The organism is Lutibaculum baratangense AMV1 (genome assembly GCF_000496075.1).
In the GTDB taxonomy this organism is placed as follows: Bacteria; Pseudomonadota; Alphaproteobacteria; order Rhizobiales; family Tepidamorphaceae; genus Lutibaculum; species Lutibaculum baratangense.
The window spans coordinates 17238-36991 of the sequence record NZ_AWXZ01000019.1 but is presented as its reverse complement, the minus strand read 5'-3'; the positions used below and the strand labels follow the sequence as shown (position 1 = coordinate 36991).

16 protein-coding genes are annotated in these 19754 nt (G+C 67.8%); 11 read left to right on the top strand and 5 right to left on the bottom strand.

Annotated elements, in window-relative coordinates:
- Positions 1-74: 74 nt before the first annotated feature.
- From tcuA to N177_RS07915, 7 genes are all read left to right on the top strand, one after another.
- Complete coding sequence (gene tcuA / locus N177_RS07945; RefSeq protein WP_023431780.1) at positions 75-1502, top strand: FAD-dependent tricarballylate dehydrogenase TcuA; 1428 nt, start codon at positions 75-77, stop codon at positions 1500-1502.
- Positions 1489-2598 (top strand): tricarballylate utilization 4Fe-4S protein TcuB, encoded by a 1110-nt coding sequence (tcuB, locus tag N177_RS07940; RefSeq protein WP_023431779.1) that lies wholly within the window; start codon positions 1489-1491, stop codon positions 2596-2598. Before tcuA ends, tcuB begins: the two co-directional genes overlap by 14 nt.
- Positions 2599-2623: 25 nt before the next feature.
- Entirely contained in the window at positions 2624-3709 is a 1086-nt protein-coding gene (locus N177_RS07935) for a 4-oxalomesaconate tautomerase (protein ID WP_023431778.1), read from the top strand.
- 103 nt (positions 3710-3812) lie between these two features.
- On the top strand, positions 3813-4337 hold the full coding sequence (locus N177_RS07930) for a GNAT family N-acetyltransferase (protein ID WP_244444252.1): 525 nt from the start codon (positions 3813-3815) through the stop codon (positions 4335-4337).
- Positions 4338-4626: 289 nt separating this feature from the next.
- Positions 4627-5151 (top strand): methanogen output domain 1-containing protein, encoded by a 525-nt coding sequence (locus tag N177_RS07925; RefSeq protein ID WP_244444251.1) that lies wholly within the window; start codon positions 4627-4629, stop codon positions 5149-5151.
- Position 5152: 1 nt separating this feature from the next.
- Positions 5153-6187 carry a sensor histidine kinase gene (locus tag N177_RS07920; RefSeq protein ID WP_023431774.1) on the top strand — a complete coding sequence of 345 codons (1035 nt, stop codon included), beginning with the start codon at positions 5153-5155 and terminating at the stop codon, positions 6185-6187.
- Positions 6184-6684 carry a response regulator gene (locus N177_RS07915; RefSeq protein WP_023431773.1) on the top strand — a complete coding sequence of 167 codons (501 nt, stop codon included), beginning with the start codon at positions 6184-6186 and terminating at the stop codon, positions 6682-6684. The genes N177_RS07920 and N177_RS07915 overlap by 4 nt, the downstream gene beginning before the upstream one ends.
- Before the next feature lie 20 nt (positions 6685-6704).
- On the opposite strand, the gene N177_RS07910 is transcribed toward N177_RS07915, so the two are convergent.
- Both N177_RS07910 and N177_RS07905 read right to left on the bottom strand, forming a co-directional pair.
- Positions 6705-8204 (bottom strand): coiled-coil domain-containing protein, encoded by a 1500-nt coding sequence (locus tag N177_RS07910; protein WP_023431772.1) that lies wholly within the window; start codon positions 8202-8204, stop codon positions 6705-6707.
- A 164-nt stretch (positions 8205-8368) separates the two neighbouring features.
- Positions 8369-10156 carry an SLC13 family permease gene (locus tag N177_RS07905; RefSeq protein WP_200863376.1) on the bottom strand — a complete coding sequence of 596 codons (1788 nt, stop codon included), beginning with the start codon at positions 10154-10156 and terminating at the stop codon, positions 8369-8371.
- Positions 10157-10400: 244 nt separating this feature from the next.
- On the opposite strand from N177_RS07905, the gene N177_RS07900 reads away from it, so the two are divergent.
- Positions 10401-10820 (top strand): OsmC family peroxiredoxin, encoded by a 420-nt coding sequence (locus tag N177_RS07900; protein WP_023431770.1) that lies wholly within the window; start codon positions 10401-10403, stop codon positions 10818-10820.
- 62 nt (positions 10821-10882) lie between these two features.
- Here the strand turns inward: N177_RS07900 and N177_RS07895 are convergent, their stop codons facing one another.
- Together N177_RS07895 and N177_RS07890 are read right to left on the bottom strand one after the other, a co-directional pair.
- Positions 10883-12157, bottom strand: coding sequence for an SAM-dependent methyltransferase (locus tag N177_RS07895; RefSeq protein WP_023431769.1), 1275 nt, complete (start codon positions 12155-12157; stop codon positions 10883-10885).
- Positions 12158-12201: 44 nt separating this feature from the next.
- The gene (locus tag N177_RS07890; protein ID WP_051402292.1) at positions 12202-12675 is read right to left on the bottom strand and encodes a cell wall hydrolase; all 474 of its coding nucleotides are present in this window, start codon (positions 12673-12675) and stop codon (positions 12202-12204) included.
- Between the two features lie 349 nt (positions 12676-13024).
- Between N177_RS07890 and N177_RS07885 the strand changes: the two genes are divergently transcribed.
- Positions 13025-13522: a DUF4142 domain-containing protein gene (locus N177_RS07885; protein ID WP_023431767.1), complete on the top strand. Its 498-nt coding sequence runs from the start codon at positions 13025-13027 to the stop codon at positions 13520-13522.
- Positions 13523-13595: 73 nt separating this feature from the next.
- Here N177_RS07885 and N177_RS07880 read toward each other — a convergent pair whose 3' ends face one another.
- Complete coding sequence (locus tag N177_RS07880; RefSeq protein ID WP_023431766.1) at positions 13596-15947, bottom strand: mechanosensitive ion channel domain-containing protein; 2352 nt, start codon at positions 15945-15947, stop codon at positions 13596-13598.
- A gap of 753 nt (positions 15948-16700) precedes the next feature.
- Between N177_RS07880 and N177_RS07875 the strand changes: the two genes are divergently transcribed.
- Both N177_RS07875 and metK read left to right on the top strand, forming a co-directional pair.
- Positions 16701-18374, top strand: coding sequence for a glycine/sarcosine N-methyltransferase (locus N177_RS07875; RefSeq protein WP_040485397.1), 1674 nt, complete (start codon positions 16701-16703; stop codon positions 18372-18374).
- A 104-nt stretch (positions 18375-18478) separates the two neighbouring features.
- Positions 18479-19669 (top strand): methionine adenosyltransferase, encoded by a 1191-nt coding sequence (metK, locus tag N177_RS07870; protein WP_023431763.1) that lies wholly within the window; start codon positions 18479-18481, stop codon positions 19667-19669.
- Positions 19670-19754: the final 85 nt, after the last annotated feature.

Genomic DNA, 19754 nt, shown 5'->3' with positions numbered 1-19754 from the left:
CTTCTGCGACGGCGGCCTGTTGAAAATCGTGCCATGCTCGTATACACCCGCATACACGTGCACGGAGGGGGAGGATGAGCAGCGAAACGGCCCGGGACCGGGCGAGCGAGATCCTTGCGCGGCGCTACGACGTTCTCGTCGTCGGCGGCGGCAACGCGGCGCTCTGCGCGGCGATCAATGCCAGGCGCGGTGGTGCGGAGGTGCTGGTCGTCGAGGCAGCGCCGAGATTCTATCGCGGCGGCAACACGCGCCACACGCGCAACCTGCGCTGCGCGCACGACGAGGCGAACGAGGTCCTCACCGGCCCTTATCCGGAGGAGGAGTTCTGGGACGATCTTCTCCGGGTGACCGGCGGAGAGACGGACGAGGAGCTCGCGAAGTTCACGATCCGGGAGTCGAAGGAGCTCTGGGACTTCATGAACGAGCAGGGCGTGCGCTTCCAGCCCTCGCTGGGCGGAACGCTCAGCCTGGGGCGGACGAACGCCTTCTTCCTCGGCGGCGGCCGCGCCCTCATCAACGCGCTCTATCTGACGGCCGAGAAGCTCGGCATCGAGGTCCTTTACGACGCCGAGGTCACCGATCTGGAGATCGAGGACGGCTTCTTCTCCGCCGCCGCGGTCAGCTATGCCGGGCGTGAGCATCGGGTGGAGGCGAAGGCCCTCGTCGCCGCGGCCGGCGGTTTCGAGGCCAACATCGAGTGGCTGACGGAGGCGTGGGGGCCGGAGGCCGAGAACTTCCTCATCCGCGGGACACCCTACAACAAGGGCTCGATGCTGCGCATGCTGCTCGACCGTGGCGTGAAGCAGATCGGCGATCCCAAGCAGTGCCACGCCGTCGCGATCGACGCGCGGGCGCCGAAATTCGACGGCGGCATCTCGACCCGTCTCGACTGCGTCGTCTTCGGAATCGTCGTGAACCGCAATGCCGAGCGCTTCTACGACGAGGGCGAGGACTTCTGGCCGAAGCGCTATGCGATCTGGGGACGGCTCGTCGCCGCGCAGCCCGACCAGATCGGCTACGCGATCATCGACTCGCGCTCGATCGACAAGTTCATGCCGTCGATCTTCCCGCCGATCGAGGCGGGTTCGATCGAGGAGCTTGCGGGCAAGCTCGAGCTCGATCCCGGGAAGCTCAGGGCCACCGTCGACGGATTCAACGCGGCGGTTCAGCCGGGCAATTTCGATCCGAACGCGCTCGACGACTGCCGCACCGAGGGCCTGGCGCCCGAGAAGACGCACTGGGCGCGCACGATCTCCGAGCCGCCCTTCTACGCCTATCCCTTACGGCCGGGGATCACCTTCACCTATCTCGGCGTGCGCGTGAACAAGCGCGCGCAGATCATCATGGATGACGGAAAGCCGTCCGCGAACATGTTCGCCGCGGGCGAGATCATGGCCGGCAACGTGCTGGGCCAGGGCTATCTCGCCGGCATCGGCATGACCATCGGCGCCGTGTTCGGCCGCATCGCGGGACGGGAAGCGGGGAATTATGTTCGCAACTAAGGATCTCGAGGAAGCCGACCGCCTGATGCGGATCTGCAATGCCTGCCGCTACTGCGAGGGCTTGTGCGCCGTGTTCCCGGCGATGGAGATGCGTCGGACCTTTTCCGACGGTGACCTGAACTACCTCTCCAATCTCTGCCACCAGTGCGGCGCGTGCTACTACGACTGCCAGTACGCCCCGCCGCACGAGTTCGACGTGAACGTGCCGCGCACCCTGTCGAAGGTCCGCACCGACTCCTATCGCTCCTATGCGTGGCCGCGAGCCTTCGCCCCGATGTTCGAGCGGAACGGGCTGATGGTGGCGCTCGTCGCGTCGCTCTCCGTCGCGGTCTTCCTCATCGGCTTCATGGCCTGGTCGGATCCCGGCGTCATGTTCTCGACCCAGACGGGGGAGGGCGCGTTCTACCGGATCATGCCGCACAATGCGATGGTGGCTGTCTTCGGGGCGGCGTTCCTCTACGCGATCTTCGCGATGTGGATGGGGTTCAACGCCTTCTGGAAGGACATCGGCGCCTCCGGCGAGCGCCTCGAGGGCCAGTCGGTCTGGCAGGCGATGAAGGACGCGGGGCAGCTTCGCTATCTCGACGGCGGCGGTGTGGGCTGCATGAACGAGGACGAGAGGCCGACCGACATGCGGCGGCACTACCACCACGCGACCTTCTACGGCTTCATGCTCTGCCTCGCCTCGACGTCGGTCGCGACGATCTACCACTACGCCTTCGGCTGGGAGGCGCCCTATTCGTGGTACAGCCTGCCGGTCATCCTCGGCACGGTGGGCGGCATCGGTCTCGTCGTGGGGCCCGCCGGGCTGCTCGGCGCGAAGTGGACGCGCGACCGGGCGATGTCGGACACCGGCCGCTTCGGCATGGACATCGCGTTCCTGGCGATGCTGTTCCTGGTCGGCGCGACCGGCCTGTTGCTCCTCTTCCTCAGGGCGACGCCCGCCATGGGAACGCTGCTCGCGATCCATCTGGGCTTCGTCTTCGGCTTCTTCATCACCATGCCGTACGGAAAGTTCGTCCACGGCCTCTACCGCTTCGGCGCCCTCGTGCGCTATGCGATGGAGCGGCGCGCGGCGGGCCTCGTCGGGGCCTGATCGAAACTCTCGGGAGACAACGAGCATGCACACGGCGATCCCCTGCCTCTTCATGAGGGGCGGCACGTCCCGCGGACCCTACATGAACCGCGCCGACCTGCCCGAGGACGAGGCGACCCTGACCGAGGTCCTGGCCACGATCATGGGCTCGGGGCACCCGCTCGAGATCGACGGCGTGGGCGGCGGCGCGGCGGTGACGAGCAAGCTCGCGATGATCTCGCCGTCCGAGCACGAATGGGCCGATGTCGACTATTTCTTCGCCCAGGTGATGATCGCCGAGCGCGGCGTCGACTACAGCCCGAGCTGCGGCAACATCCTCTCCGGTGTCGGCCCCTACGCGATCGAGACGGGCCTCGTCCCCGCACAGGACGGCGAGACGACGGTGAAGATCCGCAACACGAACACCGGCGCCCTGATCGAGGCGGTGGTGAAGACGCCGGGCGGCGAGGTGCTCTACGAGGGCGACGCGGCGATCGACGGCGTGCCCGGCACGGCGGCCCCGATCGTGCTGAACTTCATGGACGTCATCGGGTCGAAGACGGGCAAGCTCTTCCCGACGGGCAACCCGCGCGACCTGATCGACGGCATCGAGGTCACCTGCATCGACGTCGCGATGCCGATGGCGATCGCGCGCGCGGAGGATTTCGGCCTCACCGGCTACGAGACGAAGCAGGAGCTCGACGAGAACAAGGCGTTCTTCGAGCGCATGGAGCCGATCCGCCGCGTCGCCGGCGCGATGATGGGCCTCGGCGACGTCTCGAAGAAGGTCGTGCCGAAGTTCGGCCTGCTCGCCAAGCCGAGGGCCGGGGGCGCGATCACCTCGCGCTACTTCGTGCCCGAGACCTGCCATCCGAGCCACGCCGTGACCGGCGCGATCTGCGTCGGCAGCTGCGTCCTCTCGCCGGGCACGGTGGCGGAGGGGCTGGCGGCGTTCGAGCCGGGCCCGACGGTGCCGATCAAGATCGAGCATCCGATGGGCGCGATCGACGTCCAGTTCGAGGGGTCGTTCGGGACCGGCGACTTCGAGCTGAGGAAGGCGGGCGTCATCCGCACCGCCCGCAAGATCTGGAAGGGCGAGCTCTACGTGCCGAAGAGCACCTGGACGCGCTAGGTCCGGCGCGGCCGCCGCTCGTTCCGGCGCCCGGGGTTGCCATCCCGGGCCATATCGTGCGAGGCCAAGCCACTCCTGTCCGTCCAGCACCCAGGAGACGCTCTTGCCGAACCTCTCTCTCAGGCCGAACGTGCCGTTCGACCTCGCGCCGCTGTCCCGCCTCCTCGCAGACGAGGAGGAGCTCGCCCTCGTCAATCCGAGCGCGAAGGCGCCCTTCGATCCGCTCGAGTGGCAGGAGAAGTGGCTGAACGAGCCGGACGACGCCTCCTACTACCTCGTCGACGAGGCCGGCCGCGAGGTCGGCTTCTTCGCGCTACGGATCGGCGTCGGGCCGGAGGTGCGCCACCTCGTCTACGTCTTCGTCGAGAAGGACGCCCGCGGCGGGGCGGGGGGCAGCTCGCCGCCTTCGCCGAAGAGGCCGCGCGAGACCTCGGCGCGCTCTCGGTCACGCTCAAGGCCGAGACCGACAACGAGGCCGCCATGCGGCTCTACCAGGGCGCGGGCTACGAGGAACTCGGCCGCCGCCACGGCATGGCGACGATGCGCAAGGATTTCGCCTGAGCGATCTGTCCCGGCGGACCGTCTGCAGGGCCGCCGCGCCCGTCAGGCGGCCACGTGGCTGACATAAGCCAGCCCGCCGAAGAAGATCGCCGCCATCGAGGCGACGACGAGAAACGCGACTATGTCGCGCAGCACGTCGATCGTGTCGCGTAGATATGCCATGACCTCTCTCCTGGTCGTGGTGTTGGTTCGTTGAATATCGAACGCGGACGCGCCCGGCTGGTTCTCTCTTGGTACCTCCCGTACCGGACCTCTCGCGTCTCCTGAGGCTTCCCCTTCCTGCTGCACCGCGACCTGTCGTATTTTGGTCGTGGGGGCTGAGCACGCGTCGCGTGCCGGGGGGAGGACTGCAGGTGGTGAAAGACGAGGTTTCCCGGGCGGCGGTGCCGCTCGATCGCGATGTCTTCATGCGGACGCTGCTGCGCGAGCTGAGCGGCACACTCCAGGATGTGGTCGGTCTGGAAGAGGCGTCCGGCTATATCAGCGTCGTCGGCGCGGCGATCGGTGAGCAGCTCGATGCGCAGTACCGGAAGGCGCTCTCCGTCGACCGTCTGACGCGCGAGCAGGTGGCGCAGGTCCTCGTCGACCTGAAGGCGCGGATCGAGGGGGATTTCTACGTCGTCGAGGAGCGGGAGGACCGGATCGTCCTCGGCAATCGGGCGTGCCCTTTCGGCGAGAAGGTGCGCGACCGTCCGGCACTCTGCATGATGACGTCGAACGTCTTCGGCCACATCGCGGCGGAGAATCTCGGCTACGCCCGTGTCTCGATCGAAGAGGCGATCGCCCGCGGCGATCCCGGCTGCCGCGTCGTCGTCTATCTCGTTCCGGACGACAATCCCGATCCCGACGCGCGGGAGTATTTCAGGCAGGCGGATGTCTGAGATGTCCGACTTCGAGAGCCTCGCGGCCTTCGTTCGCGAGCCGCTCCTCGTGATCGAGGGCATGGACCGGATCGCGTTCGCGAACAGGGCGGCGATGGCTGCGTTCGGCCGCGACGTCGCCGGCCGCGAGCTGCGTGCGCTTCTCGCGGGGCCGGAAGAGGATTTCGCCCGCTACCTCCGCCGCGCGTCGGGGTCGAGCTCGCCGATCATCGGCTCTGCTCCGTTCAGGCTTGCCTCCGGCGAATGCCGGAAAGTTCAGATCGAGGCTGCCCTCCTTTCGCCGGACGGTGCCCGATCTCGCCTGATCCTGCGCTGCCGGATGCGGGGGCCGGAGGAATTCTCGGTCCTCCAGCACAAGATCAAGAGCCTCAACGCCGAGATCCGGAAGCGACAGCAGATTCAGGTCATGCTGGAAGAGGCGCTTGACCAGAAAAGCACCCTGTTGCGCGAACTGCACCACCGCACCCGCAATCACACCCAGATGTTGATAGGCATGTTCTCCGCCGCGGCGGCCCAGGCGGAGAGCGAGGAAACGAGAGCGCTCGTCGAAGGCGCGCTCGCGCGCCTCCGTGCCATCGCCGCAGCGCAGCAACTCATGTACGAGATGGAGCGGCTGAACGAGGTGTCGGGGCGACGGCTCGTTGAAACGGTCTGCACCTCGGTTGCCGCTTCCGCGCCGTCTGATGTAGAGATCGCCGTCGACGCGGAGGATGCGGACTTCTCGAACGACGTAGCGGTGCCCCTCGCGCTCGTTCTGAACGAGCTCCTGTCGAACGCCCTGAAGCATGGGCTCCGCTTCGGCCCAGGGCGCGTGGAGGTCTCGCTGCGGCGTGAGGGCCGCGACCTGGTGCTTCGGGTCGCCGATCCCGGACGGAGCGTGCAGGAACTGCCGGCAGGGCGGCGCCTGTCGGGCCTCTCGATCGTCAGGGGCTTGTGCCGGCAGATCGGCGGCACGTTCGAGATCACGAACGAGGGTTGCACGGTCGCGTCGGTGAGGATGGTCGATCCGGGCCTCGGGGAGGTCGGAACACGATGATGACGAGGATCTCTGTAACGGACCTCTCGGCGCCGGCGGCGTGTCCCGCCCCGCTCCTGGCCGTCGCCGGTGGTGCCGACGGCGAGGGGGAGGCCGCAGCGTCGCCGGGCTCGTTCGCCGGCGGTCGGCCGGGCCTCCGTCGGATCCTGGTCGTGGAGGACGACTGGTTCATCGGCCTCGAGATCGAGACGATCCTCAAGGAGGCCGGGCATGAGGTCGTCGACGTCGTCGCGACGGCGGATCTCGCCGTCCGGCGGGCGATGGAGACGACGCCCGACCTCGTTCTCATGGACATACGCCTGATGGGGCCCCGCGACGGCATCGACGCGGCCCTGGAGATCAGGAGCCGCGCCGACATTCCGTGCATCTTCGTCAGCGCCCACCAGGACGAGGCGACGCGGCGCAGGGCAGAGGCCTCAGCGCCTGCGGGCTGGGTGGCGAAGCCCTTCTCGCACGCCCAGCTTCTGGCCGCGATCGCGGCGGCCGGCGCCGGCTGAGGCGGCCGCCGCGGCGGAGCTCACTGCCGGTTCGGGTCCTCGGCCTGCTGCCCGTCCTCCTGCTCCCGGCGCTCGAAGGTCTGGCCGGCAAGCTCGGTGCAGGAGCCGGCCGTCTCGCTCAGCTCGAAGCCGCTCTCGGTCGTCTCGAAGCCGCAGGTCATGGGGAACTGCGCCCGGCCGACCGAGCCGGTCGCGTCCATCAGCGTCAGCCGCCCGTCCGCGTACTCGTAGCGCCCTTCGACGCTGCGGTTCCTGCCGGTCTCGGTCATCGTGAAGCTGCCGTCGGCTTGGAAGGTCGCTTCCATCGGCCCCGCGACATAGGTGCCGGGCTCGAGCCCGGCCGCGATCGCGGCTTCATGGGTGTTCGTCGCCTGCTGGTCTCCTTCGGACGACTGTGCGTCGGCTTCCGTCGCCTCCGCGCCGCCTTCGGCCGGCTGTTCGCCAGCCCCAGTCGCCTCTGTGCCGCCTTCGCTAGACGCTGCGCCGGCTGATCCCTCGGTGCCGCCATCGGCCGGCTCTGCGCCCTCCGGAACGGCCTGCGTCGGCGCCTGCGTCCCCTGAGACCCGGATCCGCTCTCGTCCTGACCGGTCGCCGCGGCGCCCTGCGTCTGACGGGCCTCTCCCTGCTGCTGGGCCTGCCCCTGCTGCTGGGGCTGTCCCTCCTGGGCGATCCGCTCTTCGGCGGCCGCCATCGCGTCGGCCTCCTGCTGCTGCAGCTGCTGCAACCGCTCCTCGACCCGCGAGAGCTGCTCCGTCCGCTGCGCGAGCGCGGCGGCGAGCTCCGTCACGCCGTCCTGCAGCTCGGCGCGCTGCTGGCGCGTCTCCTCGAGGCTCGCGCGAAGCGCCGCCTGCTGCTCCTGGAACTCCTGGACCGACCGCTGGAGCTGCTCTCGCTGAGCGGACAGCGTCTCGGCCTCCCGGCTCGTCTCCTCGAGGCGTGTCTCGGCGTCGGAAGCCTCCGTGCGGGCTTGCTGGAGCCGCTCTTCAGCCGTGGCGACCTCTTCCGACAGCGATGCCGCCTCCTCCGTGAGCCGGGCAATCGTCTCGCGTGCCGCAGCCTCGTCGGCGCGCGCTGCCTCGACCCGCTGCCCGACGTCGCGAAGGTTCTGCTCTGCCTGCGTGACCTGCGCCTGAACCTCCTCGAGCTGGCCTTGTGCGTCCTGCAGGGCCGCCTCCGCCTCGGTGGCGCGGGTCTCGAGCTGTGTCGCCTCGTCGGACCGCGCCTGCAGCCGCTGCTCGGCGTCGGCGATCTCCGCTTCCAGGCTCTGCAGCGTCCCCTGCGCGTCGTCGCGCTGGCTCGTCAGCTCCGTTCGCTGGGTCTCCAGATCCGACACCTGCGTGCGCAGGTCCTCGAGCTGGCCGCTCGCCTGTTCCTGTTCGGCGAGCTGTGTGCGGGCCGCCTGCACCTGTCCTTGGAGATCCGCCACCTGCTGCTCGTGGTCGTCTCGGGCTGAGGAGTTCGAGATCAGGAGGATGATGACCACGATCCAGCCCACCACGGCGAGGGCCGCTAGGGCCATCGGGAGGGGCGGCGGAGTTCGTTCTGCATGTCTGATGGCACGGCTCTGGGCTCCCGCTTGGCAGTGTCAGGTGCTTAACGAAGAAGGCGGTGTTCCGATCCCCGCATCATGCCGACAGGCCGACGAAATCGCCAGATGCCGTGTCCGGTCGTCCTCCGCGGCCTTCAGAACGGCCAGATCAGCGGCACGACGAGCACGGTCACGATGCCCGCGATGAGGTTGAGGGGGGCTCCCACCCTCAGGAAGTCGGTGAACCGGTAGCCGCCGGCCGAGTAGACGAGCGTGTTCGTCTGGTAGCCGATGGGAGTGGCGAAGCTCGCGCTCGCCGCGAACATCACGGCGACGACGAAAGGTCGCGGGTCGAGGCCCATGCTCGCCGCCAGACCGATCGCGACGGGCGTGAGCACCACGGCGACGGCGTTGTTCGTGACGAACTCGGTCAGCGCGGAGGCGAGGACGTAGACGAATGCCAGCATCGCCCAGGGCGGCAGGTCCCTCATGAGGGGGCCGACCGCCTCGACGATCATCTCCACCGCACCCGTCTTCTCGAGGGAGCGCCCGATCGTGATCATCGCGAGGATCATCACGATGATGCGCCAGTCCACGGCGTCGAAGGCCTCCTCGCTGTCGATGCATTTCGTCATGAGCACGAAGGCGACGCCGATCCAGGCGGCGGCGGCGATCGGCATGAAGCCGAGGCCGGAGATCGCCACGACGGCCACGAGCGCGATGGCCGCGATCGGCGCCTTCGCCGTGCGCAGCGGGCGCTCGCGCGTCTCGGTCAGGCTCACGAGCGACATGTCGTCGGCGAAGCGGGCGAGATCTTCCGGCGCACCCTCGATGAGGATGGTGTCGCCGATCTCGAGCGGCACGTTCTCCAGCCGCTCCGCTATGTTCTCGCCCTGGCGGTGCAGTGCCAGCGGATAGACGCCGTAACGGCGCCTCAGCCGCGCCTCGCGCAGCGTGCGTCCCAGAAGTCGCGCGTGCGGACCGAGCAGCGCTTCCGCGATCACCGTCGGCCGGCTCGCGACCGGTTCGACCGGATCGGCCTCCGTCACCGGCAGGGCCTCCACCGAGTTGCCGTCGCGCAGCGTGAGGAGGTCGGTCACGGGAGACTTCAGGACGACGATGTCGCCGGCGGCGAGCTCCACCTGGTCCATGTTCCGGCGCAGCGATTCATCGCCTCGCACCACGTCGACCACGCGGCGGTCCTTGCTCGCGAAGAGCGGGACCTCGCGCGGGTTCTTCCCGATCATCGGCGAGGTGTGAGCGATCAGGAGCTCGACGAGGAACTGAGGGCGCCGGCGGTTGCCCAGGAGACCCGCCACGGTCTGCCGGTCGGGCAGGAGCCAGCGCCCCACGAGCACCATGTAGAGCGCGCCCGCCGCTGCGACGGCCGCGCCCGCGAGCGTGATCTCGAACAGGCCGAAGGGCTCGAGGCCCGCCTGCCGCGCGACGCCGTCGACGAGCAGGTTCGTCGAGGTGCCGATCATCGTCATGGTGCCGCCGAGGATCGACGCGAAGGACAGGGGCATCAGGAGATGCGATTCCGACACCCCCGCGCCCCGCGCGAGCGACACGGCCACCGGGATCATCATGATCACGAGCGGCGTGTTGTTCATGAAGGCCGACGCGAACATGGTCGTGAGGAGCAGGCCGACGAGGACGGCGCTCTCCCCCAGGCTCGCCAGGCGCCTCAACTGCCCCGTCAGCTGCTCCAGCATGCCCGTGCGAACGAGCGCCGCGCTCAGGATGAACATCGCGACGATCGTCGGAGGGCCGCTGTTCGACAGCGACTGCAGCATGTCGGGGGTGTCGATGATGCCGAGGACGAGGAGGAGGGCGACGCCACCGATGGCGACGACCTCGGGCGGGTAGCGCTCGGCCGCGAAGACGGCGAAGAGGAGGACGACGACCCCGAGCGCGATGAAGGGGGCGAGCCACGGAGCCATCGTGATCATCTTGGGCGACGGCGTCCCGCCCGGCATGAAGCGCATGGCGCCGGTACGACCCGGCCATGCTGCTCGTCGTCAAATCTGGATGCCCCCACGGCAAACCCCGCACCCGCCATCGGAGGCGGCAACGTATCCGCTTTGCGGGCCGCCCGAAAGTGCCTCGCATTGCCCCTCGCGGCCGGCGGCCATACATAGCGGGCCGTCGACACCGACCGATCAGACCAACTGGAGGACTGACAAGATGAAGCGCAGTGCCAAGGCTCACTGGCAGGGCGGACTGAAGGACGGAAAGGGCACGCTGACGGCCGACAGCGGCGTGCTCTCCGAGACGCCCTACGGCTTCAACACGCGCTTCGGCGACGTGAAGGGCACCAACCCGGAGGAGCTGATCGGGGCGGCGCATGCCGGCTGCTTCTCGATGGCCCTCTCGAATGAGCTCGGCCAGGCCGGCATCTCCGGTCCGACGATCGACACGAAGGCCGACGTGACGCTGGACCCCGGCAGCGCGTCCATCACTTCCGTGCACCTGACGGTGCGGGTGGCGGCCTCGGGCGCCGACAAGGCGGCCGTCGAGAAGGCGGCTGCGGGGGCGAAGGCGAACTGTCCCGTGTCTAAGGTCCTGAACGCCGAGATCACGATGGATCTCACCGTCGAGGTCTGAGCGATGCGCGAGGCGCGGGCGGCCCGCGTGCCATCCCGCATCCGCGCTGCGCGATCGCCGCGTCAGCGGTAGAGATCGGCCCGCGTCGGCGGAAGACCGCTCGGGCCGCGCTTCCTGCGCCGCGTCGCGACCGTCTGGTTGATCTGCACCGTGCCGCGCTCGAAGGCCAGCGCACATCCGGCCAGGTAGAGGAGCCAGAGCCGCGTCCGCGGCTCGCCGATCTCGGCGATCGCCTCCGCCTCGCGGGCCTGCAAACGGTCGGTCCAGAGGCGGCACGTCCGGCCGTAGTGCTCGCGCAGGTTCTCCACGTCGTGTACCTCGAAGCCGTGCGCCTCGAGGTTCTGGAGCGTCATTCCGATGTGATCTAGCTCGCCTCCGGGGAAGATGTACTTCACGAGCGCCTTGTGTTCCGCGCTTTTGCGCCCGAAAGCGCGCCGCGAACGCTTCATCCGCCGCGTGATGGCGTGGTGGAGATAGATGCCGCCGGGGACAAGGAGGTCGCGTACCTTCGCGAAGTAGCTGTCGTAATTCGCGAAGCCGACATGCTCGAACATGCCGATCGAGGCGATCTTGTCGAACGGCCCCTCGAGATCCTGGTAGGGCTTCACCTCGATGGTGATCCGGTCCTCGAGGCCTTCCGCGGCGATGCGCTCGCGGGCGAGCGCCGTCTGCGCCTCGGACAACGAGACCCCGTGCGCGACGACGCCGTGGTGCTTCGCCGCATGGATCAGGAGCGCGCCCCAGCCGCAGCCGATGTCGAGAAAGCGCTCGCCGGGCTTCAGCCGCAGCTTCCGGCAGATGAGCTCGAGCTTGTCGAACTGCGCCTGGTCGATGCCGTTGTCCCAGCCTGTGAAGTAGCCGCAGCTATAGACCATCCTCTCGTCGAGGAAGAGCCGGTAGAAGTCGTTCGACACGTCGTAGTGGTGCCGGATCGCCTCTTTCGCGGAGCCGCTCGTGAAGCGGTCCTGTCCGGCGAGGCCCGACGGTCCGCCTGCTGCCGACGAGCCGAAATAGACCGACGGCAGATCACGGGCGAGGCGCCAGCGTGGCAGGGCCTTGAGGCGCGACTTCAGGCCGCCCTCCGGTCGCAGTCCGGCGATATCGAAGATCGTGCCGCCCTCGATATCGATCGTCTTCTCCGCCCACAGCTCCACCGCGGTGTCGAGCGAGGGGCGGCGAACCAGGCGCGTGACCGCGTCGGGGCCGTTGATCTTGACGGTCGGCCCCTCGGCCGGGCCGATCCGCTCGCCGGTCCACAGGCTCACGGCGAACGGCGCGCGAAGGGTCTCTGCGACGGCGCGGGCGATCCGCGCCGTCCTGTCGTCGGGTGTCGTCATGGCCGTGCTCCTGCGGCGTGTCGCTGCATTTGGAGCAAGGGGTATCAGGAAATGTGCTCGGCGTAGAACAGGTGGGCGCCGATCGTGCCGATGCGCTTGAGCTTCTTCGCCCAGCGGGGGCTCACATAGTCCGCGTGGTAGTGCGTCGCGCTCCAGAAGGCCGCTCCGATCCGATCGCTCGCCCGGCATTCCTCGTCACAGGCGAGCAGCTCCGCGCTGTGCGCGACGGCAGCCTTCCACGAGGTCCGGTCGGTGATCGCCTCGGATTGCCCGTCACAGGCGAATGAAAACTGGCAGGCGTTGCGACGGTGGGCGTTCTGGTAGACGACGCCGCAGACGGTGTCGGGATAGCGCGGGTCTTCGACACGGTTGAGGATCACCTGGCCGACCCCCCTCTGTCCCTTCGAGCTCTCCCCGCGAGCTTCGAAGTAAATGGCCGTCGCGAGGCACTTGGCCTCGTTCTTGTCAATCTTCGCCTCGTCGGCGTGGGCGGGCGTCAGGCAAAGGTACGCGGTCACGGCCGCAATGGATGCGGTCGAGCAGAATTTGGATAGCAACGTCTGGTTTTCCCCGTTAGCGCCACCCCTCCGGTGGCTTGATGCTCGCTCCCTGTTCGCGAGCTGCGGGCGAAATGCCTGCCAAGTTGGGCGTCGGCTCGGAGGAGACGTGGCGAAAGCAAGGAAAATATTCAGTGAAATCGGGCGCTTCTACCCGAATGGTTAGCGAAGGGTTAATGAGCCTCTTGAGGCCTGCGGCCAGCACGATACCGCTCGCCACGACGCGGCGCCGGAACGGGGCTACTGCACCGGCATTCCTTCGCTCCGACGCGCCACAGGCGGCGTCGCAACCGATGGAAGGCAACGTCTCATGAAGATCCGTGCACTTGCGGCGACGGCGATCTTGCTCGCCCTTTCCGCTCCGGCCTCGGCCCAGGATGTGGCCGATCAGGCTTTCGTCGATGAGGCTGCGGCAAGCGGGATGTTCGAGGTCCGCTCGAGCGAACTCGCGCTCGAGATGGCCCAGGACGAGAACGTCCAGTCCTTCGCCCGGCAGATGGTTCAGGACCACACGGCGGCGAACGAGCGTTTGAAGGCCGTCGCGCAGGAGGAGGGGCTGACGGTCCCGGGCGAGTTGCCGGATACGCAGGCATCCAAGCGCGCCGAGCTGCAGGATACCGGCGAAGCGGTTGATTCCACGTATCTCGAAATGCAGGTGGAAGCCCACGAGGACGCCATCTCGCTCTTCCGGCAATGCGCCGAAGGATGCGAGAGCGAGGCGCTCCGCGGCTTCGCGAGCGAGACGCTGCCGACGCTGGAGCAGCACCACGAGCATGCGACGTCGCTCGCCGGCACCTCGACTAACTGACGTTCCGCACGCTCTCCGGAAGGCGACCAGCCCCCGCCCGCTCCCTGCCTGGAGGGGGTGCTTTCGACCGGGCCTAGCCTTCCCGGCCCGTCACATCCGCGGAATGTTCCGTGCCGACATCCGGCGTCGATTGCCTCGCTTCCCCTTCCGGCTCCGTCGGCTCGGCCGGAAGCGCCGCGGCTTCGGTATCGCGAGCGCGGCGGACGCGCAGAGGCGGCGCGTCGCCCTTCTTGTCCTCGCCCCACCACAGCGTCATGTGCGGGAACGGGATCTCGATGCTCGCCTCGTCGAAGACCTCCTTCAGGATCTCGTTGTAGGCGCGGCCGACGGCCCACTGGTCCCCCGGCCGCGTCTTGATGCGCGCGCGCACCATGACTGCCGAATCGGCGAACTCCGTCACGCCGTGCATGTCGAGCGGCTCGAGGATCTTGGGCCCGTGCTCGGTTTCCATGAGCCTGTCGAAGGCGATGTGCATGTGCGCCTTCACGTCGGCGATGTTCTCGCGGTAGGCCACGCCGATCTCGGCCTTGTGGTAGCCGAAGCCGCGCATGAAGTTCGACACCGAGTCGACCGACGAGAACGGGATGAGGTGGTAGATACCGTCGATGTCTCGCAGGCTGACCGACCGCACCGTCAGCTTCTCCACCACGCCCGAAATGCCGCCCACCGCGACCACGTCGCCCTCGTTCATCGCGTTCTCGAACTGGATGAAGATGCCGGTGATGATGTCCTGGACGAGCTTCTGCGCGCCGAAGCCGATCGCGAGGCCGAGGACGCCCGCGCCAGCGAGCAGCGGGCCGATGTCCACGCCGATCTCGGACAGCGCGATCATCGAGCCGAACAGGATCACGGCGATCGTGAAGGCGTTCTTGAAGAGCGAGAGCAGCGTCCGCTCGCGCGCCGTCGGCACCTTCCCGAAGGAGGGATTTAGCCGGTAGTCGATCCACGACGACATGGCGAGCCAGATCGCGGTGGCGACGAGCGCGACGATCGCCGCCGAAGTCAGCCCGCCGAGAAAGGCCGCGCCCGCCTCGTCGTCGGCCCAGGCCAGGACGTCGATCACGCGCCAGGCGTGCAGGATCGCGAGGACGACGAGGGCGAGAAGAACGAACCGCACCACCTTCAGGATGGTCGGAACGAGTCGGTTCAGCCGACTCTCGAGCAGCGGCAGCCGCGCCTTCACGTCCTCCGGCAGGCTGATGCCCCCGGTGATCATGCGCGAGATCAGCGCCATCACGATCGCCGCCAGGACGATCGCCGCGAAGGACTGCAGCGTCGCGCTGATCATGTAGGAGAGCGCTTCGCCGGGCCGCGACAGCCAGATGACGAAGAACACGAGCACATAGAGGATCGCCGCCGCGTGCCACAGCCGCGCGAGCACCGCCGCCGCACTGCGGCCGAAGCTGCCCATCCTGTGGCCGAAGCGCTGGATGGCGCCTGCCACCTCTCGCCGGCTGTGCAGGATGACGAATATGGCCATGCCCGTCGCGAGGAGTGCGATCAGCATGCGGAGGCCGCGGCCGGCGAAGAACGAAACGTTGATGTTCACGATCGGGACGAACAGCAGGAAGCCGTAGCCGATCAGGCCGACGAGCCGCGACGTCCAGAAGTACCAATAGCCGGCGGCCTTGTCGGACATGCCGATGATCCGCAACTCGCCGCGCGTGGGGCTCAGAATCATGCGCAGGACGACCTTGATCGTCTCGACCACGAGGAACGCGTTCAGGAACAGGCTCTGGTTGATGTTGATCCCGCCTGCCTCGCCCGTGGTGAGCGCGAAGACGTAGCCCGCAGCCCAGGCGAAGAGAACCGCTGCCTCGTCGACGACGGCCAGGACGACGAGGCCGACGAGCGTGCCGACGAAGGTGCGCCCCCCCGCCGCGCGGGCGACTGCGTCGAAGAGCCGGCGCGCGAAGAGGCGCACCAGATAGTAGGCGGCGAACGTGACGCCGGCGACGATCGCGAGCCTCAGGGCCGCGTCACCGAACCTCTCCCAGTCGACCGCGATCCGCCCGGTGGCCACCCCCGTCAGCCCCCGGAACGACGAGAGCGCCCGCTGCGTGAGGTCCGTCGCGGTCTCCGCGATCGCCTGCGCGTAGTCGGAGAGGCCGTCCGCCACCCTCGTGGCCTGCGTCGGCTCCTCGACCTCCACCGACGAGGCCGCAGCCGCGGCATCGGTTTCTTCGGTGCCGGCAGCCACCTGTCGCAGGAGCTCGAGCAAGGCTGCGCGGCTGTCGGGATCCTCGATCGTGTCGACGAGGACCCGCACGCTGTCGGCGGGAAGCCTCGCCGGCGCCTCGCCGGCTGGCTCCTCCGCGGCTTCCGGGCTCTGCGGCGAGAAGGGCGACTGGGCGAAGGCGGGAAGCGTCGTGCCGAGGCCGAGGACCACGGCGATGCACGCGAGGATGAGGCAGAGGCGGCGCATTCTGTTCCGGCTGTCGTTGATCTCGGGTGGCGGGTTCAACTAGCGCAGCTGCTCGGCGCGATCGAGCCCCGGCGCCGCCAGGATCTTCGGGCGGCACGGCCGATCGCACCACTCCGGCAGAAAATCCTGGCACAACAAGAAGAATCTCCGGTGCGCGGGGCGGTCGCATCATGCCGGTGACAAGTCATTCCGAGGCGATCGCGGAGGCATCCCTGAATCTATCGAAAGAGCGGTGCGAGCGGCAGGCTCCCCTGCGGCCACTTCCGATCCGTCGCTTGCTTCGGTTGCTTCAGCGTGCGCCCGGGGCGGCGCCCGCAGGTCTTCGGGCAGGTGCGGAAACCTTCATGGCATACCACACAAAAAAATTCTTTTGAACCCTGAAAGTTTCAGCGCAAAAGGGTATGGTTCTCTTCGTTGGGTGGCCGCAGCAGCTGGTGGGGCGCCGCCCGGGGCTCGCGCTGAGCGGGTGGGGTAAGCCGGCGGTGCTGGAGCATGTAGCTCGCACCGTGGGCTCCGGGATGGCGGAAACGGCATCCCGATCTCGAGCGCGTCTCGGGCGGCCCGTCATTCACGGCAGGGAACATCCTGGCCCTCGAGGGCCGCTCGTAATCCCTGCGGTCACAAAAGAACCCGCGCCTCCGCGGACCGCTGGAGGCGCGACTGAACACTTACGGGGCTACCGGGCTCTTCCCAGCCTGCCTCGCAGGGGGCAGGGGAGCGCCGGTCTTCGCCGCGAAGCAAAGGAGAACGCCAATGACAGCTTCCTACAACGCGGATCTCACAGCCGATAACCAGCGCTACGACGGCGATCCGCTGGAGGTAAGGGACACCGGCCAGTACCGGGCGGAATACGTGAAGAGCTTCGTCGAGAAGTGGGACGAACTGATCGACTGGGACGCACGGGCCACGAGCGAAGGCGACTTCTTCATCGACGTGCTCCGTTCGCGCGGCAAGCACAAGATTCTCGACGTGGCCTGCGGTACCGGCTTCCACTCGGTCCGGCTCGTCGAGGCCGGCTTCGACGTCACGAGCGTCGACGGCTCCGCGGCGATGCTCTCGCAGGCGTTCGAGAACGGCAAGCGGCGCGGCCTGATCCTCAAGACGGTGCAGTCGGACTGGCGCTGGCTGAACAAGGACATCCAGGGCAAGTATGACGCGATCATCTGCCTCGGCAACTCGTTCACGCATCTTCACGACGAGTCCGACCGGCGCCGGGTGCTGGCGGAGTTCTACGCCGCGCTGAAGCACGACGGCATCCTGATCCTCGATCAGCGCAACTACGACGCCATCCTCGACGACGGCTTCTCCTCGAAGCACAAGTACTACTATTGCGGAGACCAGGTGACCGCAGAGCCCGAGCATATGGACGAAGGCCTCGCGCGCTTCAGGTACACCTTCCCGGACGGGTCGGAGTACCACCTCAACATGTTCCCGCTCCGCAAGAAGTACACGCGCCGCCTCATAGAGGAGGCCGGGTTCCAGCGCATCCACTCCTACGGCGACTTCCAGGAGACGTACCAGGAGAGCGATCCGGACTTCTACGTCCACATCGCGGAGAAGGCGATGCCGCGCTCGCGCAAGGTCAAGGCGCCGGATCCCGACCAGCCGAAGAACGTGCGCGCGGTCACCGAGGAGTATTACGACTCCTCCGACGCCGACCAGTTCTACTACAATATCTGGGGTGGCGAGGACATCCACATCGGCCTCTACGACAGCACCAAGGACATCAAGGAGGCGAGCCGCCTCACGGTCGAGATGATGACCGACATGCTGTCGAAGATCGGCCGCGACACGCACGTGATCGACTTCGGCGCGGGCTATGGCGGCGCGGCCCGCTACCTCGCGAAGAAGCACGGCTGCCCGGTCAACTGCCTCAACGTCTCCGAGACGCAGAACAACACGAACCGGTACCTCAACCGGCGCCAGGGCCTGGCCGACCTCGTCTCGGTGCTGCACGGCGTCTTCGAGGACGTCCCTGAGCCCGATTCCGCGTTCCAGGTCGTGTGGTCGCAGGATTCCTTCCTGCACTCCGACGACCGCGAGCAGGTGCTGCGCGAGGCCTTCCGGGTGCTGAAGAAGGGCGGCGAGCTGATCTTCACCGATCCGATGCAGGCCGACGACTGCCCCGAGGGAGTGCTGCAGCCGGTCTACGACCGCATCCACCTGCAGAGCCTCGGCTCCTTCAAGTTCTACAAGGAGGCGGCCGAGCGCGTCGGCTTCGAAACCGTCGAGCTCAAGGATCTCACGCCGAACCTGCGCGAGCACTATTTCCGCGTCGGCGAGGAGCTGAAGGCGAACTACGACCAGATCGTCGGCCGGGTCTCCAAGGCCTATCTCGACAAGATGATCGTCGGTCTCGACAACTGGGTGAAGGCCGCCGACAGCGGCTACATGGCCTGGGGCATCCTGCACTTCCGCAAGCCCTGACGCGCCAGCCCGGAACCTCCCACTCCGACCAACAGCCGCGGCCTGCCGGCCGCGGCGCATATCCCCTCACGACAATCCAGAACCTTCACGGAGGAACATAAACCATGTCCAATAAAAGCTGGCTGTTCACCAGTGAGTCCGTCTCCGAAGGGCACCCCGACAAGGTCTCCGACCGCATCTCCGACGAGGTGGTGGACGCGTATTTCGCGGCCGACCCGAATTCGAAGGTGGCCTGCGAGACCCTGACCACCACGAACTTCATCTGCATCGCCGGCGAAGTCCGCGGGCCGTCCTCGGTGATCAAGGAGGTCGAGGGTCTTGCGCGCAACGCCGTCAAGGACATCGGCTACGAGCAGGACGGCTTCCACTGGAAGAACGCCGAGGTCATCGTGAAGCTGCACGAGCAGTCCGCCGACATCGCGGTGGGCGTCGACGAGGGCGGCACCGACCAGGACGAGGGCGCGGGCGACCAGGGCATCATGTTCGGCTACGCCTGCAACGAGACCGAGGAGCTGATGCCCGCTCCGATCGTCTTCTCGCACCGCATCCTGCAGCTGATGGCGCAGGCCCGTCACGCGGGCAACGAGCCGGGCTTCGGCCCCGACTCCAAGAGCCAGGTCACGCTGCGCTACGAGAACGGGAAGCCGGTCGCGGTCGACACGGTCGTCGTCTCGACCCAGCATACCGAGGACATGAGCCAGGACGCGGTCCGCGAGCGGGTGAAGCCCTACATCCAGAAGGGTCTTCCCGACGGCTGGAACTGCCCCGAGGAGCGCATCCTCGTGAACCCGACCGGCCGCTTCGTCATCGGCGGCCCCGACAGCGACTGCGGCCTGACCGGGCGGAAGATCATCGTCGACACCTATGGCGGCGCCGCGCCCCATGGCGGCGGTGCCTTCTCGGGCAAGGATCCCTCCAAGGTCGACCGCTCGGCCGCCTACATCTCGCGCTACCTCGCGAAGAACGTCGTCGCCGCCGGCCTCGCCGACAAGTGCCTCATCCAGCTCGCCTACGCGATCGGCGTCGCCGAGCCGGTGGCGGTCTATGTCGACACCTACGGCACCGGCAAGGTCGCGGACGACGAGATCTCCAAGAAGCTGCGCGAGCTCGTGAAGCTGACGCCGCGCGGCATCCGCAATCACCTGCAGCTCGACCGCCCGATCTATGCACGGACGGCGGCCTACGGCCATTTCGGCCGCACGGCGGAGGCGGATGGCGGCTTCTCCTGGGAGAAGACCGACATCGCCGACGAACTCGCCCGCGCCTTCGGCGGCCGCGCCACCCGGGCGGCCTGACGACCACGCCGACGAGGCGGCCGGCCGGGCCCGCGCGCCCGGCCGGCCCCACGCATTTGTCCAATCTTTCTCCGGACGCTGTCGC